Below are 16,272 nucleotides of genomic sequence, written 5' to 3' on the forward strand. Positions count from 1 at the left end.
CCAGCTCGTCGCATTGGATCCCCAGGTTGGCCCGCATCGATCGTGCCGGTGGTGTGGACGCCAAGTGGTCGAACCGCAGCGGATTGGTCAGCCGGGGACATGGGTACGTACGTTCTATGACTGAGAACAACACGCAGAACGACACGCAGAAGAACACCTCGGACGACAACACGATCGGCGCGACCCCGGACGTCATCGGCGGTACCGGACCGGACCCGGACAACTCGGCCAGCAAGAATCCGTCGGACTGGGTGACCGGTGACGAACCGATGACCGGACCGCAGCGCAGCTACCTGGACACCCTGGCCAGGGAAGCCGGCGAGGAACTCCCCGGTGATCTCACCAAGGCGCAGGCTTCCGAGCACATCGACCGGCTCCAACACGTGACCGGCCGGGGCACTCCCGACGGCGAGGCGTGACCCGCAGCCGGACGGGACACGGCCCGGCAGGTGGTGAGGGTTCGGCCATGGCTCTCCCGGAGATCGTCCTCGTCATCGATCCGGACGGGTCCGCCTGGGAAATGCCGTGGCCGGCCGAGACCGACCGCCCCGGCGCCATCACCGAGGCCCTCGGTGGCGAGACGAAGATGCGCCGCTGCGGCAAAGGCATCCTCGGATTCTCCTCGATCCACGCCCAGGCCTCGGGAGAGGAAGCCAATCCCTTCGCCACCGCGGCCTTCCTCGATCAGGGTGTCGAACTGGACCAGCCGCTCTTCGGCGCGGTGCTCTTCGCTCGGAATCCCAGCAAGGGCAGCGTGATCAAGGCCCTCACCCCGGCCCAGGCCGCCAACCTGATCGTCGTCACCGGCGCCCACCCGGCCTGATCGTCACCGATATCGGGGCAGGCTGGGACAATCGGTTCATGGCCCGCTCCTCGACCCCCGCACCTTCGGGGAAATGGTCACCGTGACCATGCCGCTCGACGACCGGTTGCACGGCGTCTACACGGCCGGCACCGATCGGCTCGGCCAGGAGATCAGGGACGCCCGGGATCGCTTCGTGGCTTCGGATCCCGGCTGGGCCCGTCTGCGGCAGGGAACCAGGGCGATCCTCGCGGTCGGTAGCACGCTGCTGCTGGAACTAGGTCTGGCCCGGCTGGTCGGGCAGCCGGCCGTGCTCGGCATGCTGATGGGTGCCATCGTCGCGATGTTGATGTCGACCGGCATCCGCGACGGGCAGCGGGACGCGATCATCCGGACCGCGGCGGTTGCTCCTTTCGCCGGCGCGGCCGGTGCCTCGCTCGGCGTGATCACCGCGGAGCGCCACCTGCTCGGGCTGGCCACGTTCGTCGTCGTGTCCTTCGTGGCCGTCTGGGTCCGGCGGTTCGGCCCGCGGTGGTTCACCCTTGGCTTCCTCTGCTGGCAGGGCTTCTTCTTCGCCCTGCTGCTCCGTCCGCCGGTCGCCGTGCTGCCCTTCCTGCTACTGGCCATCGCGGTCAGCGGAGTCTGGGTCGGGCTGCTGCTGCTGACCGTCCTCTACGACGACCCGCAGGCGAAACTCCGCCGGGTGGTCACTGCTCTACGGGCCAGAGCGCGGTCCGGCATCGCCGCGGCCGCCGAGGTCCTGGACGGACGGGGCGACGTCGGTTCCGTGCGACAACTGCGGCGACACCTGGTCCAGCTGGCCGAGGTGGCGCTGCTGCTCGACGGGCAGCTGGCCGACGCGAGAGCGCTGCCCGACGGGGTGTCCGCGGGACGTCTGCGCCGGTGGACGGTCGACGTCGAGATCGGGATGGACGAGGTCGCCGGTTCCGTCGTCGAGATCGCCCGCCGCCGCGACGAGCTGTCGTCCGATCTCCTCGAGCAGGTCCGCCAGGTCCTGCAGTCACTTGGCTGGGCGGACTACCCGACGGCGATCGTGATGGCCCGCCGATTGCAGTCGGTGGAGGACTCGCCGCTGGCAGCCGTCCCCCGCCTCGGCGCCGCCGCCGTGTTCCTGCTGGACACCGTGGCCGCCTGGGACGACGGCGGGCTCGGTCGGTCGACGACCGCAACGGACCGCGACGGCCCCCGGCTGGACGGATCGCGTGACCCCCTCGACGAGGACGAGTTCGAGGAGGTGGTCACCCTGGTCGGCGGCAACCTGCCCGGATCGGCCGCCCTGGCCCAGCAGACCCTGACCAGACCCGACGCCCACCGACTGTCGCCGTCGCGGATGCGGCTCAGCACCCGCCAGGCGGTCCAGGCCGCGGTCGCCGCAGCCTTGGCGATCGTCATCGGCGAGGCCATCTCGGCGCAGCGGTTCTACTGGGCGGTGATCGCGGCCTTCGTCGCCTTCGCCGGCACCGCGACCTCCGGGGAGACGGTTCAGAAGGCTTTCTCCCGGGTCGGCGGCACCGTGCTGGGTCTGCTCGCGGCGGTCGGTCTGGCGAATGTCACCGATGGACACACCGCCGTCGCCGTGGCGGCCATCCTGGTCTGCATCTTCCTGGCCTTCTTCCTCCAGGCGATCTCCTACGGCGCGATGATCTTCTTCATCACCGTGATGCTCGGGCAGCTGTACACCCTGCTGGGCACCTTCAGCGACGAGCTGCTGCTGGTCCGGCTGGCCGAGACGGCGGCCGGTGCCGCGGTCGGGATCGTGGTGTCCCTCGTCGTTCTGCCCACCCACAGCCGGGCCACTCTCAAAGTCGCCCGGCAGGCCTTCCTCAAGGCGCTGGCCGAGTTGCTCGAGGCCTGCGGCGAGAGTCTGGACGGCCTGCCGTCGGCCCGCGACCTGTTGACCCTGACGGTGCAGCTGGAGGCCGCCGGACGTCAGCTGGTCCGGACGAGGCGGGCGTTGACCAAGGGTCGATTGTTCGGCAACGACCGGGACGGGCTCCGCCATCGGGTCTCGGTGCTCGGGACCTGCGGTGCCTCGGCGCGGGCGCTGGCCGCAGCGATCCCCGTCGGCCGCACCAGCCCTGCGCTGGCTCAGGCGGCCAAGGAACTGGCGATCGAAGCCCATCGGTTGGCCGATGCGCCCGAACTTCGGCGCCCGCCGCCGCTCCCGCCGGGAACGGCGGACCTGGCCAGCCGGGTCCGCCCGTTGCTCGACGGTGCAGCCGGGAAGAATGTGGCTGCCGCCCATGCCATGCGGCGGCTCACCGACGCCTTGGCACTGCTCGTGCCGAGGGCCGTCCCAACGCTGCACGAATGACCCACGCACCAACGCACCAACGCACCCGCGCACCCGCGCACCCACGCACCCACGCCACCCACGCCACCCACGCCACCCAGAGGATCCCGCCGTGCCCACCCTGCTGCACCTCGACTCGTCCGCCGACCTGACACGTTCGGTCAGCCGCACGCTGACCGAACGGTTCGCCGGCGCCTGGCGGTCCGTCGGTCCGACCCATCTGGTCCACCGGCGCGATCTGCACACCGACCCGCTCCCGCATCTGCCGACGAACGCCCTGCACTGGGCACAACGGCTGCGGACGGTCGGCGACGACGTCCCCCCGGCGGCGCAGGCACTGCAGGATCGGCTGATCGACGAGGTGGACTCGGCGGACGTGGTGCTCATCGGGGCACCGCTCTACAACTGGTCGATGCCGTCCACCCTGAAGGCGTGGATCGACTACATCCAGGTCGGTGGGCGGACCTCACCCTTCGACGAGCCGACTCGGCCGTTCGCCGGCAAGCCGGTGGTGATCGTGTCCAGTCGGGGTGACCAATACGGCGCCGGGACCCCCAACGAGGGCGCCGATCACGAGATCCCGGCACTGCGTCAGGCGCTCGGGGTGGCGCTGGGCATGCAGATCCATGTGGTGATCGCCGAACTGACGTTGGCGAGTACGGTGCCGGCGATGGCGGCGATGATCCCGGATGCGCAGCAGAGCCTGACGGCAGCACACGCGGCACTCGACGAACTGGTCACGGCGCTCTGGCCTGATGCCGATCCGACAGCCGGACGCATCGGGTCAGGCGGGGTCGACCTGTTCGACCCGGAACGGGGGCCCCTGCTGCCCTGTGGTGAGCACGTCCGTCCGGAAAGTGCCGGTGACGATCACCGCCGGGCCCTCGATCCCCGACCGCTCCCGATAGCCGAGCAGTTGTGCCAGGACCGTGCCCCGGTCGTCCACCAGCACGATGCTGCCGTGTTCGACACCCTGACGGACGAACCCCCTGAGCCGGACGGGACTCGACGACACCGTCGTCCGGGCCAGGCGGTCGGTGATGGACCGTCCGATGACGGGACCCGATCGCCGAGCCGCTCGGGGCGGGAGTGGACTCGGGTCGGCCGATCGCGCCGGATCTGGATTCGTCATCGGTTCGATTCCGTTCTGATCTGTGGTCGGGGAGAGCCGAATGGAGTAAAGGCCGACCAAAATCAATCGATCTTCGTCCATTTGCACCCGGCCGAGCCAGTTGCGCGTCGAATTGGTTGTGAGACGGGCGTGGAAGCAACCTCGATGGACCGATCGGGTGACTGGTGTCATCCCCTCTACACTGCCGGAAGCCTGATAGGACAGCATCTCCGGGCTCCTGACTCCCCCTGGGAGTTGCCAATGGAGTCAGCCCGGGTAAGTATGGCTCATGGGTCGATCACAGGTCTCCCACACCTGTATCCCACCGGCCCGTCCTGCCCGTCAGAGCGGTGCGACATCGGTGACGACGGCGATCTGTGAGCGGTAACGGCACGACCGCAACTCCCCCAGCTCCGGGGCCGCCTACCAGGTGGAACCCGGACCCGGCTCCACCCACCCCCGGCGCCCACCAGGGCGTCACCGTGTTTCCCGGCCTGGAGGTCACATGTTCACATCGCTGACGAAGGCGAGACGACCGATCGTCGTCACACTCGCCGTCGGCGCTCTCATCGCTGCTTCGGTGCTGCCGGCAGGTGGGGCGCCAGCCCCGTCCTCGGCCTCCGCGGCAGCGCCCGTTGCGGCGTCTGCACCCAAGGCGCCGAGCGGAACCCCTGCCTCGCCGTACGCCGCGGGCAAGTACGTGGTCGTCCTGACCAAGGCTCCGATCGCCTCGTACTCCGGCGGGACCGCCAACATCCCGGCCACGAAGCCCGTGGCGGGCAAGAAGGTCGACCTGAACTCCCAGGCCGCCCGGAAGTACGCCTCCATGCTGAGCGCCGACCAGACCAGGGTCGCGGCGTCGGCCGGTGTGAAACTCAAGCAGAAGTACGATGTCTCGCTCAACGGTTTCAGTGCGACGCTGACCTCCGCGCAGGCCCAGAAGCTTGCTGCCACCCCCGGCGTGCTGGCCGTGGCCAAGGACACGATGCGTTATACGACCGACGACAAGGTCGACTACGACTTCCTGAAGCTGGCCGGCAGCAACGGCGTCTGGGCCTCCCTCGGCGGCACGGCCAAGGCCGGCAAGGGCATTGTCGTCGGTGTCATCGACACCGGCTTCTACCCCGAGTCCAAGTCGTTCGCGGGCGCCCGGTTGGGGACCGCCCCCGATCCGTCCAACCCGAACCGCGCCTACAAGGTCGGCTCGCAGATCGTGATGAAGAAGGCCAACGGCCAGATGTTCACCGGTGCCTGCCAGGTCGGTGACGACTTCACCGCGAACCTCTGCAACACCAAGGTGATCAGCGCCCGGTACTTCGGCGACAGCTTCATCGCCAACGCCGGTGCCAACTTCGTCGACTACGCCTCACCGCGTGACGCCGACGGCCACGGCAGCCACACCGCCTCGACGGCCGCCGGTTACGGCAATGTCGCGGCCAGCGTGGACGGCGTGGAGTTCGGCAAGATCTCCGGTGTCGCTCCCGCTGCCGCCATCGCCGTCTACAAGGCTCTGTTCCTGACCTCCACCGGAGAGGGCAGCGGAGCCACCTCCGACATCCTCGCCGCGATCGACCAGGCCGTCACCGACGGTGTCGACGTCATCAACTACTCCGTCGGTGGCGGGTCGGAGTCGCTTCCGGTCGACCCGATCCAGCTGGCGTTCCTGTCCGCCGCCTCGGCCGGCATCTTCGTCGCCGCCTCCGCGGGCAACAGCGGGCCGGGTGCGTCGACGATGGACAACACTTCGCCGTGGGTCACCACCGTCGGTGCCAGCACGCTGAAGTCCTACGAAGGCACCGTGGTGCTGGGGAACGGCCAGAAGTACGCCGGCGCCAGCGTGACCGTGCAGTCCACCGTCGGACCGAAGCCGTTCGTGACGTCTGTGTCGGTGAAGCTCGCGGCTGCGGCTGCGGCGGACGCGGCGCTCTGCAAGCTCGGCACCCTCGACCCGGCCAAGGCGGCCGGCAAGATCGTCGAGTGCGATCGCGGCGTCAACGCACGTGTGGAGAAGTCCGCCGAGGTCAAGGCGGCCGGCGGTGTCGGCATGGTGCTCGTCAACCTGGCACCGACCGACACCGACTCCGACGTGCACACCGTGCCGACCGTCCATCTGGACTCCGCCCTCGGACTGCTGGCCCGGACGTATGCGGCCACCGCGGGCGCAACTGCGACCCTCGTGCCCGGCAACGTCACCACCGTGGTCACGCCGTACCCGCAGATGGCCGGATTCTCCTCGCGCGGCCCGTCGTTGTCCTCGGACGGCGACATCTTGAAGCCGGACATCGCAGCACCCGGTGTCGGTATCCTCGCCGCCGTCTCCCCGGACAACAACCACGGCCGGAAGTACGACTTCTACTCGGGCACCTCGATGGCGGCTCCGCACATCGCCGGCCTCGCCGCCCTGTACTACGCGGCACATCCGACCTGGTCCCCCATGGAGGTCAAGTCCGCGATGATGACGACCGCCGTCAACACCAAGAATCAGGACGGCACTGACAACACGGATCCGTTCGCCCAGGGCGCCGGTGAAGTGAAGCCGTCGGCCATGTTCAACCCGGGCCTCGTCTACGACGCGGATTCCGCGGATTGGCTGTCCTACCTCGAGGGCCTCGGCTACAACACCGGTACCGACGTTCCGGCCATCGCCCCGTCGGACTACAACCAGGCGTCCATTGCCTCCGGTGCCCTGATCGGCAGCCTGACGGTCACCCGCAAGGTGACTGCCGTGACCCCTGGCCTCTACTACGCGACCGCCTCGGTGCCCGGCTTCAAGGTCACCATCGCCCCCTCGATCCTGAACTTCAACCGGGTCGGCGAGGTCAAGCAGTTCAAGGTGACCCTGACCAGGACGACCGCACCGGTCGGTGCGTACGCCACCGGGTTCCTCACCTGGAAGGGCGCCGGGACCTCGGTCCGCAGCCCCATCGCGGTCCAGCCACTAGCCGTCCGCAGCCCCGTCTCGGTGGATCTCACCGGAGCGTCCGCCACCACCAGCTTCTCGGTGACGGCGGGTATCACTGGGTCCTTCCCGATCACGGCGACCGGTCTGACGCCCGGCACGCAGCAGGCCTCGTCCGTGACGGCGACGACCGCCAAGCAGTTCGTCGTCGACGTTCCGGCCGGCACCAAGATCGCCCGTTTCGCGACCAGGGTGGCCAAGGACGACGGCACCAAGGACATCGACCTCGGCGTCTACCTGAGCACTGCGGACGGTCTGGTGCTGGTCGGTTCGTCCGGCACGGCGCTGGCCGGCGAGACGGTCGATCTGGTGGCTCCGGAGGCCGGGACGTACGTGGCCCTGGTGTCCGGCTTCCAGGACGCACCGGGCACCACCTCCACCCCGTTCTCCTTCCGGGACTACGAGGTCGGCGCCGATCCGAACGTCGGGACGTTCTCCGTCACTCCGGCGAACGCCACCACGACCACCGGTCAGGTCCTGACGCTGACCGCAACGGCGTCCGGTCTCGACGCGAACACCGCCTACCTGGGCTGGATCACCTACGTCGACGGCTCCGGCACCGTGGTGCAGGGCAACCCGACGAAGTAGTACTCGTCGAGCAGTTCTGCGACATCAGCATTGACTCCGAGCAACATCAGCAATGACCGAACGCGGAAAGGCCCCGGACGAGTTCTCGTCCGGGGCCCTTCCCGTTCCGGATGCCGGTTGTTCCCGACGTGCGTGGGATGGGTCACGATCCGTCCAGGCACCGGGCCGGACAACGCCCGTCTCACGTGATGGCTTGTAGATTGCGAAGTCATATGTCACGGGCAACCATGTCGCACGGGACACCATGTCGCACGGGAAACCATGTCAGCAGGGGGGAGAGCGAATTGGCTGCGATGGCTCGTGCTCGCGTCTGGGTGGCGGTGGCTGCCGGGCTGGCATTTCTGTTGAAGGTGATGCTCGCGTTCCGCACCTACGGCACCGGGGACATCGGCCGCTGGCAGGTCTTCGCGGACGGCGTCCGGTCGTCGGGTCCGGTTGGCGTCTACGCTCTCACCTGGCCCAGCGCGTTCTACAACCATCCGCCGGCGATCGGCTACTTCCTCCAGTTCGTGAACGGGATGCAGGATCTGGGCGTCAGCCTCGGCGCGACCATCAGGGTCACCGCGAGCCTTGCGGACGTCGTCACGGCGTTTGTCGTGTTCGAACTGCTGCGGCGGCGGACCACGCTGGTCCGCGCCATGTCGTCCGGTGTGCTGGTCGCCGTCAGCCCGGTGCTGTTCACCGTGTCCGGCTACCACGGCAACACCGATCCGATCTTCACCATGCTGACCCTGCTCAGCGTCTGGTTGCTGGCCGACCGGGATCGGCCACTGCTGGCCGGGATGTCGATGGGTCTGGCGCTGGGCGTCAAGATCATCCCGATCGTCGCCGTACCCGCGCTGCTGGTCTACGCCGCGACGCTCGGAGCCCGGACGTTCTGGCGGTACGCCGTCGGCGGAGCTCTGGTGTTCGCCATCACCTGGGGGCCGGCGCTGGTCCTGCAGGGCCACAACGTGATCGCGAACGTCATCGGCTACAAGGGTTCCGACCTGCGGCAGTGGGGCCTGATCCAGATCGGTCACTGGCTGGGCGACCCTTGGTGGGCCACTTTCCTGATCGGGCCGGGACGGTTCGTCGTGCTGGTGCTGTGCTGCGCCGGCCCGGCGTACCTGGTCTGGCGACGTCCCTGGGTCCTGCCCGGCGCCGTTGGTCTCTCCCTGGTCGGCTTCCTGCTGCTCTCCCCTGCCTTCGGGGTGCAGTACGCCGTCTGGCCGCTGGCCGGCGCCTACCTCATCGGCTTCGCCTCCGCCACGGCCTACAACATGAGCGCCGGTCTGATGCTGGTCGCGATCTACAACCGCTGGAGCCACGGCCTGCCGTGGGACCGGGCGCAGGCCAGCAAGTACACGCCGACCGAGGTGTTCTACGGGATGCTCGCCTGGGTGGCCCTGCTGTGGGTGGCGGTCGTCGGAGTGCGGACGATGCTCACCTCGGAACGACCAGAGCCGGCTGCCCAACCCCGGACGAAGTCAGGGGGACGAGCCGTCACCGACGTCAGCTCCGTCCACGACGACGACTCGGTGTCAGCGCCCGACGAGCGCTGAGCCTGACCTGCTGATGAACGACCAGCTGAGGATTACCAGCGGCCGTGGACGCCAGCGCGGATCCGGGAGTCGTAGAGGTCGCTGATCGCCGTCAGGGTCTGCTCGTCGAGGGGCGCAATGGCCGCTGCGGACGCGTTCTTCACGACCTGGTCGATGTTCCTGGCACCGGGGATCGCCGCGGTGACACCGTCCTGCTGCAGGATCCAGCGCAGTGCGCCCTGGGCGGGGGTGACTCCCTCGGGCATCAGCGCGGCGAATTCCTGAGCGGCCTGGACGCCGACGGCGTAGTCAACTCCGGAGAAGGTCTCGCCGACGTCGAAGGCAGCGCCTTCCCGGTTGTAGTTGCGGTGGTCGTTGGCGGCGAAGGTCGAACTCGCGGTGTACCGGCCGGACAGCAGCCCGGACGCCAGTGGCACCCGGGCGATGATTCCCACACCCGCCGCGACCGCGGCGGGTAGGACCTTCTCCAGCGGCTTGAGCCGGAAGGCGTTCAGGATGATCTGCACACTCGCGGTGCCGGGCCGGGCAATGGCGGCGAGCGCTTCGTCGCACGTCTCCACACTGACGCCGTAGGCGGCGATCCGGCCCTGTTCGACCATCAGGTCGAGGGCGTCGTAGACGGCGTCGGTCGAGTAGACCGGCGTGGGTGGGCAGTGCAGCTGCACCAGGTCGAGGCAGTCGACGGCGAGGTTCTTGCGGGAGCGGTCGTTCCAGGCGAGAAAGTTTGCCAGCACGTAGTTCTCGGGGACCTGCGCCTCGCGGCGGCCCATCTTCGTGGCGACGACGATCTGGTGTCCGGGATTCGAGTGCAGGTACTTGCCGATGAGCTGTTCGCTCCGGCCGTCGCCGTAGACGTCGGCGGTGTCGAAGAAGTTGACGCCCTCCCCCACCGCTGAGTCCAGGACGGCGAGGGCTTCGGGCTCGTCGACGTTGCCCCAGTCCGCTCCGAGCTGCCAGGTGCCGAGGCCGATGACCGATACGTCGCGGCCGGTACGGCCGAGGGTGCGCTGTTCCATGGCACCGAGTCTATTGGCCGCGGGGTCGATGGGCCGCGCCCCCCTGCTACGGCGCCGTCGATCCGCGGTCGGCCTCCTGGACGAGGAGTTCCTCGAGGTCCTTCAGACGGTCGAGCCCGTGCAGGGGCTGAGCCATCCGGTGGTTGCCGGCCAGGTCCTCGCGGTGGGCGTGCAGGAAGGCCCAGTAGCCGGCCGTGAACGGACAGGCCTTCTCCCCCACCCGCACCTTGGGTCGGTAGGCGCACCCGCCGCAGAAGTCGCTCATCCGGTCGATGTAGCTGCCGCCGGAGGCATAGGGCTTGGTCGCCATCACGCCGCCGTCCGCATACTGGGACATGCCGATGACGTTGGGCACCATCACCCAGTCGTAACCGTCGACGAACGCCCGATGGAACCAGTCCGTCACCGCGGACGGTCGCCAGCCGCGTTGCATCGCATAGTTGCCGAGGACCATCAATCGCGGTATGTGATGCACCCACCCGTGATCACGCACGTCGGCGAGCACCGTCGACAGGCAGCGGGCCTTGACATCATCGGCATCGAGTTCGGCGAACCACTTCGGAATGGGGCGCTCCGCCGACAGCGCGTTCCGATGAGCGTATGAAGCCCCCTGCTGCCAGTACAGATGCCAGACGTAGTCCCGCCAGCCCAGGATCTGCCGGACGAAGCCCTCGGTGGAGGCCAGCCGGACGGCGCCCGAGCGGTAGACCTGTTCGGCCTGCCGGACGACGTCGATCGGGTCCAGCAGTCCGAGGTTCATCGGTGCCGACAACAGGGAGTGGGCCATCCAGGGGTCACCGGCGAGCATGGCGTCCTCGTGCGGGCCGAACGCATCGAGACGGTCGGACAAGAAGTGCTGCAACACTTCTCCCGCCTCGTGTGCGGTCGCGGCGAAGCGTCGGGGTCCGTCGACGCCCAGGAAGTGGACATCGCCGTCCGCCTCCCAGCGGTCCAGGTCGTGGCGCACCTGTTCGTCGATCTCGTCCTCGGCGGGCCACCACGGCTCCGGCACGCCCAGGGACCCGGAGCGTGGTGGTGGCTCGCGGTTCTCGGCGTCGAGGTTCCACTTGCCGCCCACCGGTTCGTCGCCGTCCATCAGCACGCCGAGACGGGTCCGGGCATCCCGGTAGAAATCTTCCAGGAGGAGTCGACGGCGGCCCCGCGTCTCGGTCCAGTCCTGGAATTCGGCACTGCTGGTGACGAAGCCTCTGGCCGGCAGTATCTCGACGTCCGGCAGCCGCTGCACCAGGCCCAGCGCGGCACGGCTGGTCGGATGGCACACCGTCAGCGGCCCGCGGGCGACCTCGGCGTAGGTGTCCGCCGCGACGTACTCGCAGCGATCTCCGAGTTCCGCGGCCCGATGACGCATGGCCGACAGCACCAGATGCGCCTTCTGACGATGGAACGTCCGGCGCGCGAAAACGGCTCGTGACTCGATCATCAGGACGGGTTGGTCGTCGTCATCGACGAAGTGCGGCCCGAGTTGATCTCCGAACAGCCACCGCCGGACCGTCTTCGCCGACCGCTTTCCCGCCATCCTGACTCCTGTCCCTCACCGCCCGCCCACCCCCGGCACCGCCGGGGTGAGTGGGAGATGCCCGATCAGGACGAAGTCAAACGATTCACTTCGCCTGACGACTCACTTCGCCTTGCGCGGCGCGATTGCCTTGGCGACCGGGCTGGTATCCGGAGTGCCGGCGGTCTTCTTGACCTGTTTGGGCTTCTTGGCCTCGCGGCCACCCTTGTTCTTGCTGGACATCGTGTCTCCTCGTCGTGGAGCAGGAATGACTGCCCCGACTGATGATCAGCAGGTGCCGATCAGCAGGTGTTGATCAGCACGGTGTTGATCAGCGGGTGCCGATCAGCACGGTGTCCATCAGCACGGTGTCGGTTGGGCCGGAACACTACGCCGAGTTCGCGCCGCCGCTTCGCCGAAGGTTGCGGGACCGGGTCAGCTCGACGACCCGGGTGACGTACCGCCGGCTCGCCCGGATTCCGAAATAGCCGGTGCCGATGAGGGTGTCGGCATCGCCGATGATCCGGAACACCATCGACGCACGGCCATTCCCGCGCCTGCGCAGCAGCGCCGACACCGCATAGGCACCAAGGGCCCCGTTCTGGTAGGCCATGGCGTACTTGCCTTCGTCGACCGGAGCCAGGTCCTTGTCACCGCCCAGTCGGGTGGCGACCGCCGTAGCAACGAGGTTGACCGCGTTCTGGGCGGCGATCGCCAACAGGGCGGGCTTGGGGGCGATCCCGCCGCGCCACTCGTTGATCCCGATGGCCAGGACTCCGGCCTTGTCGAAGGTGGCATCGACGCCGGCGCCGAACTCGCTGCTCTGGTCGAGCTTTCTCGCGACCTCGCCGTCGAGCAGGTCCAGCAGCCGGCCCGCCACGGTCTCGGCGATGCCCCGGGCCGTGTCGGCGCGGGCGGACCCGTGCAGCACCAGCACCAAACCCAGGGCGCTGATCGCGTTCGGAACCGTCAGGACATCGGAGAGCCGGAAGGTGCGCACCTGACTGATCCTGTCAGGATCACTCGTGACGGCGGGCGGCGAGGTAGCGGACGACGGCGTCCTGGACCAGATCCTCGCGGCTGCGCCCGTCGACGTCGGCCAGCTTGTCCATCTCGACAGCGGTGGCCTCGCTCAGATGGATGTCCTGCATCGCGGCCGCCCGGCGGTGGGCCAATGCGCCGTGCGGCGCGTTCGCAAGCGGCACCGGAGAGTCACCGGCCCGGCTCCCGCGGGAGGTGGCAATCCAGGCGGCGACGAACAGGACGACGTTGGCGACCAGATTGAAGAAGATCAGCAGACCGATGATGGGGCCGAAGATCTTCGCGGTCGCCGACCTCAGCAGGGTGGGCAGCAGGAAGGTCAGCGCCACTTTCAGCACCTCGAAGGCAATCGCCGTCACGGCGGCACCGCGGAGCAGCGCCTTGCGGGGAGCTGGATAGGCCTTGGGCGGCAGGATGCGGAAGATCCCGAGGAAGATCAGCATGTCGGCGGCCACCGCCAGCAGGATCGGTACGACGGTGAAGACCGGCGTCAGCCAGGTGATCTTGTCCAGCCCGAGCCACCGCAGGACCAGGTTCTGTGCCGACGTACCGATCGTGGTCAGCCCCAGCGACACGGCGATGCCCGCGGTGAGCGCGACCATGTAGCCGGCGCTCTTGAGGTAGTAGCGCCCCAGGCTCTCGGCGGCGATCTCCTGCTCGGTGTCGAAGTCAGGCCGCCACATCGCCTGGATCGCACTGCGGAGATTGCCCATCCAGCTGATGCCGGAGTAGATGGCGAACACCAGCCCGATGACGCCAACGGTGAGCCGGGCGTCGACGGCCTCGGTCAGCAGGGTGCTGACGTCCGCCGCGAGCGATCCGGGGAGCAGCGAGGTGATGGAGTGCTGCAGGGACGTGATCAGCGCGGGCTTGGACGCAAGCACGAAACCGGCGACCGAGAAGCTCACCATCACGATCGGGACGACCGCGAGGAAGGAGAAGTAGGTGAGAGCGGCAGCGAACTGCCAACCCAGCCTGGCGCTGAACCGGTCGACGGCCTTCACTGCGTGCCGGACGAGGGGTCGGCGCCACATCCGAACGAACCAGGCGCGAACCGGCGACCACACGTCCGACATCCCCTCTCTCGGCAGTCCGACCGATAGTCCAGCCAATGGTCCGATCGGCAGTCCGACCGACGGTCCGAACGGTCGGACCGACATTTCACGGACGAGCGCAGTTTACGAACCGAGCGGGGGAAATTCGAACGACCATGTCACGATGGGCTATCGAATGCGGAAAAGGCGCCTGGCGAGGTCCGCACCGGGGATAAGGTCGCGCACGCGCCCTTCGATCGAGTAGAACGAGGATCTTTGATGACCGCAAGCTCGGCTCCCAGGGTGGCCACCCGCCACTCGTTGTTCGTCATGGTCGGGGTGCTCCTCCTGCTGCTCGGTCTCGCCGGTCCGGCGGGCGCAGGCAACGCGCCACGGGCCTCTGCGGCGGCCGCAGCGCTGGCCACCACCACGGTTGTCACCGTCACCTCGTCGCAGTACACGCTCGGACAGTCCTCGCGGGCGACGGCGACCGTGCGCGACAGGGCGGGACACACGTCGAGAGGGACGATCACGTTCCTGCTCGACGGGCGGGCGTTCGCCCGGCTGGCGGTCGATTCGCTCGGCCGCGGGACGGCGGTCATCCCCACCAGTGCGGCTGTCGGACGGCACACCGTCACGGCCACGTTCGCCCCCGGTGCCAACGCCGGGCACACCGGTTCGTCCGGGGCGAAGAGCGTCGTCGTCACCAAGGCCACCGTGAATTGGACCATCAAGATCCCGACCGCTCCGGTCTACGCGGGGAACGTGGTCATCCTCGTGGTCATCAAGGGGTCCCGCCCGATCATCGGCCCGGTGAACCTGATCTACGGCGGACGGATCGTGCAGCAGCAGGTCATCCGCGCCGATGGTTCCATGGCCTTCCGACTCAAGGCCAACTGGCCCGCCGGCAACGCCCAGTTGAGCGTGTCCTACGCCGGGAACGGCTTCTACGCCCCGGCCCGGAAGCTCGTCGTGGTCAGCACCCGGAAAGCGCCGACCGCATTGGCTCTGTCCACGCCTTCCAGCGTCGGGTACCAGGCCGGCTCGTCCGCCAAGGTGAGCGTGACCGGGGTCGGCAACACCCCGTCCGGTGCGGTCACCCTGCTGCTGGACGGCCAGGCACGGTCGGCCAAGGCGCTGGCCGGCGGCCAGGCGACCCTGGCGGTCCCCGGGATGTCCGCCGGGTCCCACACCGTCACCGCCTCCTACCCGGGCGACGTGAACCACACGGGCGCCACCAGGTCGGCAACCGTCACGGCAGCGGCCGCCAGTCAGTGCCCGGTGAGCGCCAGCGCCTGTGTCGACCTCACCCACTCGTTGACCTGGCTGCAGAGCGGCGGGCGGATCACCTACGGGCCGGTGTCGATCACTTCGGGCCGGCCGGGTTACCGCACACCGCCCGGCTCGTTCTCGGTGTTCTGGAAGGACATCGACCACCACTCGTCGGAGTTCAACAACGCGCCGATGCCCTACTCGGTCTTCTTCAACGGCGGTGTCGCCTTCCACGAGGGCAGCCTGTCGGTGCAGTCGCACGGATGCATCCATCTGTCCCAGTCGGCGGCCCAGACCTACTTCAGCAACCTCCAGGTGGGCGATCGGGTCGTGGTGTTCGGCGTCGCGCCGTACTAACCGCCTCGCTGTACCGACCGCCCCGCTGTACCGACCGCCCCGCTGTACCCACCGCGCTGCGCCGTACCCACCGCGCTGCGCCGTACCCACCGCGCTGCGCCGTACCCACCGCGCTGCGCCTCAGGTGGTCAGGTTCGTGAGTTCGTCGGTGGTTCAGGTCCACGCCGTGGGGTCGCCGAGGTAGAGGCCGCAGGCGCAGTCCAGGGCGTCTTCGGGTAGGCCGGCCATTTGTCCGTTGGGGAGGGCCGAGGGTTCGTATCCGTTTTGCTGGCCAGGTAGATCGCGAATCCCCAGGAGGCGGCGTAGCCGCCGTATTTCAGGCGCATCAAGGGCAGCACTTCGTCGTCGAGTAGGTGGCCGCCGATGTAGGCGTGGCCACCGCGGAACTTCACGTCCACCCCGGCCAACTGTGGCCACCGTTCTCGGGCGCGGCCGGACGGTCAGGCGGGTTGTGGCCAGCTGAATTGTGGTTGGTGGTTGAGGGTGTTGCGCAACGGTTTTCGGTGGGGGTCGTGGGTGGCGGGGGGGATGATTTCGGGGTGGCCGTCGGGGGCCGGGCGGATTTCCCAGTCGCTGTGGTGGATCAGGGTGTGGTGTCGTCGGCACAGCAGGCACCCGTTGGCGTAGTTGGAGGGTCCGCCGTCTTCCCAGGGTTGGATGTGGTGTTTTTCGGTCCACAGTCCGGGCATGTCGCAGCCGGGGAACACACATCCTTTGT

General features: G+C 68.4%; 13 protein-coding genes. 7 read left to right on the forward strand and 6 right to left on the reverse strand.

Annotated elements, in window-relative coordinates:
- Positions 1-116 precede the first annotated feature (116 nt).
- The 6 genes from ABIB25_RS15615 to ABIB25_RS15640 all read left to right on the forward strand — a co-directional run bounded on the left by ABIB25_RS15615 (position 117) and on the right by ABIB25_RS15640 (position 9,318).
- The gene (locus tag ABIB25_RS15615) at positions 117-419 is read left to right on the forward strand and encodes a DUF3072 domain-containing protein (RefSeq protein WP_354529381.1); all 303 of its coding nucleotides are present in this window, start codon (positions 117-119) and stop codon (positions 417-419) included.
- Positions 420-466: 47 nt separating this feature from the next.
- Positions 467-823 (forward strand): hypothetical protein, encoded by a 357-nt coding sequence (locus ABIB25_RS15620; protein ID WP_354529382.1) that lies wholly within the window; start codon positions 467-469, stop codon positions 821-823.
- Positions 824-896: 73 nt separating this feature from the next.
- Entirely contained in the window at positions 897-3,137 is a 2,241-nt protein-coding gene (locus ABIB25_RS15625) for an FUSC family protein (protein WP_354529383.1), read from the forward strand.
- A gap of 91 nt (positions 3,138-3,228) precedes the next feature.
- Entirely contained in the window at positions 3,229-4,608 is a 1,380-nt protein-coding gene (locus ABIB25_RS15630; protein WP_354529384.1) for an FMN-dependent NADH-azoreductase, read from the forward strand.
- 124 nt (positions 4,609-4,732) lie between these two features.
- Positions 4,733-7,774 (forward strand): S8 family peptidase, encoded by a 3,042-nt coding sequence (locus tag ABIB25_RS15635; RefSeq protein WP_354529385.1) that lies wholly within the window; start codon positions 4,733-4,735, stop codon positions 7,772-7,774.
- 293 nt (positions 7,775-8,067) lie between these two features.
- Positions 8,068-9,318 carry a glycosyltransferase family 39 protein gene (locus tag ABIB25_RS15640; RefSeq protein WP_354529386.1) on the forward strand — a complete coding sequence of 417 codons (1,251 nt, stop codon included), beginning with the start codon at positions 8,068-8,070 and terminating at the stop codon, positions 9,316-9,318.
- A 32-nt stretch (positions 9,319-9,350) separates the two neighbouring features.
- Here ABIB25_RS15640 and ABIB25_RS15645 read toward each other — a convergent pair whose 3' ends face one another.
- From ABIB25_RS15645 to ABIB25_RS15660, 4 genes are all read right to left on the reverse strand, one after another.
- The gene (locus tag ABIB25_RS15645) at positions 9,351-10,334 is read right to left on the reverse strand and encodes an aldo/keto reductase (protein ID WP_354529387.1); all 984 of its coding nucleotides are present in this window, start codon (positions 10,332-10,334) and stop codon (positions 9,351-9,353) included.
- A gap of 46 nt (positions 10,335-10,380) precedes the next feature.
- Positions 10,381-11,871 (reverse strand): cryptochrome/photolyase family protein, encoded by a 1,491-nt coding sequence (locus ABIB25_RS15650; RefSeq protein ID WP_354529388.1) that lies wholly within the window; start codon positions 11,869-11,871, stop codon positions 10,381-10,383.
- A 367-nt stretch (positions 11,872-12,238) separates the two neighbouring features.
- Positions 12,239-12,850 (reverse strand): CDP-alcohol phosphatidyltransferase family protein, encoded by a 612-nt coding sequence (locus ABIB25_RS15655; RefSeq protein WP_354529389.1) that lies wholly within the window; start codon positions 12,848-12,850, stop codon positions 12,239-12,241.
- Positions 12,851-12,869: 19 nt separating this feature from the next.
- Positions 12,870-13,925, reverse strand: a complete 1,056-nt coding sequence (locus tag ABIB25_RS15660) for a YhjD/YihY/BrkB family envelope integrity protein (protein WP_354529390.1) — start codon at positions 13,923-13,925, stop codon at positions 12,870-12,872.
- A gap of 279 nt (positions 13,926-14,204) precedes the next feature.
- On the opposite strand from ABIB25_RS15660, the gene ABIB25_RS15665 reads away from it, so the two are divergent.
- Positions 14,205-15,554 carry an Ig-like domain repeat protein gene (locus ABIB25_RS15665; protein ID WP_354529391.1) on the forward strand — a complete coding sequence of 450 codons (1,350 nt, stop codon included), beginning with the start codon at positions 14,205-14,207 and terminating at the stop codon, positions 15,552-15,554.
- Between the two features lie 128 nt (positions 15,555-15,682).
- On the opposite strand, the gene ABIB25_RS15670 is transcribed toward ABIB25_RS15665, so the two are convergent.
- Positions 15,683-15,952 (reverse strand): hypothetical protein, encoded by a 270-nt coding sequence (locus ABIB25_RS15670; RefSeq protein ID WP_354529392.1) that lies wholly within the window; start codon positions 15,950-15,952, stop codon positions 15,683-15,685.
- A gap of 42 nt (positions 15,953-15,994) precedes the next feature.
- Positions 15,995-16,272: HNH endonuclease signature motif containing protein (locus ABIB25_RS15675; RefSeq protein WP_354529393.1), on the reverse strand; the 278-nt coding region annotated here is incomplete at its 5' end.

This window comes from Nakamurella sp. UYEF19 (assembly GCF_040546275.1).
Classification (GTDB): Bacteria; Actinomycetota; Actinomycetes; order Mycobacteriales; family Nakamurellaceae; genus Nakamurella.

Excerpts from the sequence above, each read along its gene's own strand:
- ABIB25_RS15640 (WP_354529386.1), top strand. The coding sequence starts at position 8,068 with ATGGCTCGTGCTCGCGTCTGGGTGGCGGTGGCTGCCGGGCTGGCATTT.
- ABIB25_RS15660 (WP_354529390.1), bottom strand. The coding sequence starts at position 13,925 with ATGTGGCGCCGACCCCTCGTCCGGCACGCAGTGAAGGCCGTCGACCGG.
- ABIB25_RS15650 (WP_354529388.1), bottom strand. The coding sequence starts at position 11,871 with ATGGCGGGAAAGCGGTCGGCGAAGACGGTCCGGCGGTGGCTGTTCGGA.
- ABIB25_RS15635 (WP_354529385.1), top strand. The coding sequence starts at position 4,733 with ATGTTCACATCGCTGACGAAGGCGAGACGACCGATCGTCGTCACACTC.
- ABIB25_RS15665 (WP_354529391.1), top strand. The coding sequence starts at position 14,205 with ATGACCGCAAGCTCGGCTCCCAGGGTGGCCACCCGCCACTCGTTGTTC.
- ABIB25_RS15615 (WP_354529381.1), top strand. The coding sequence starts at position 117 with ATGACTGAGAACAACACGCAGAACGACACGCAGAAGAACACCTCGGAC.
- ABIB25_RS15645 (WP_354529387.1), bottom strand. The coding sequence starts at position 10,334 with ATGGAACAGCGCACCCTCGGCCGTACCGGCCGCGACGTATCGGTCATC.
- ABIB25_RS15620 (WP_354529382.1), top strand. The coding sequence starts at position 467 with ATGGCTCTCCCGGAGATCGTCCTCGTCATCGATCCGGACGGGTCCGCC.
- ABIB25_RS15625 (WP_354529383.1), top strand. The coding sequence starts at position 897 with ATGGTCACCGTGACCATGCCGCTCGACGACCGGTTGCACGGCGTCTAC.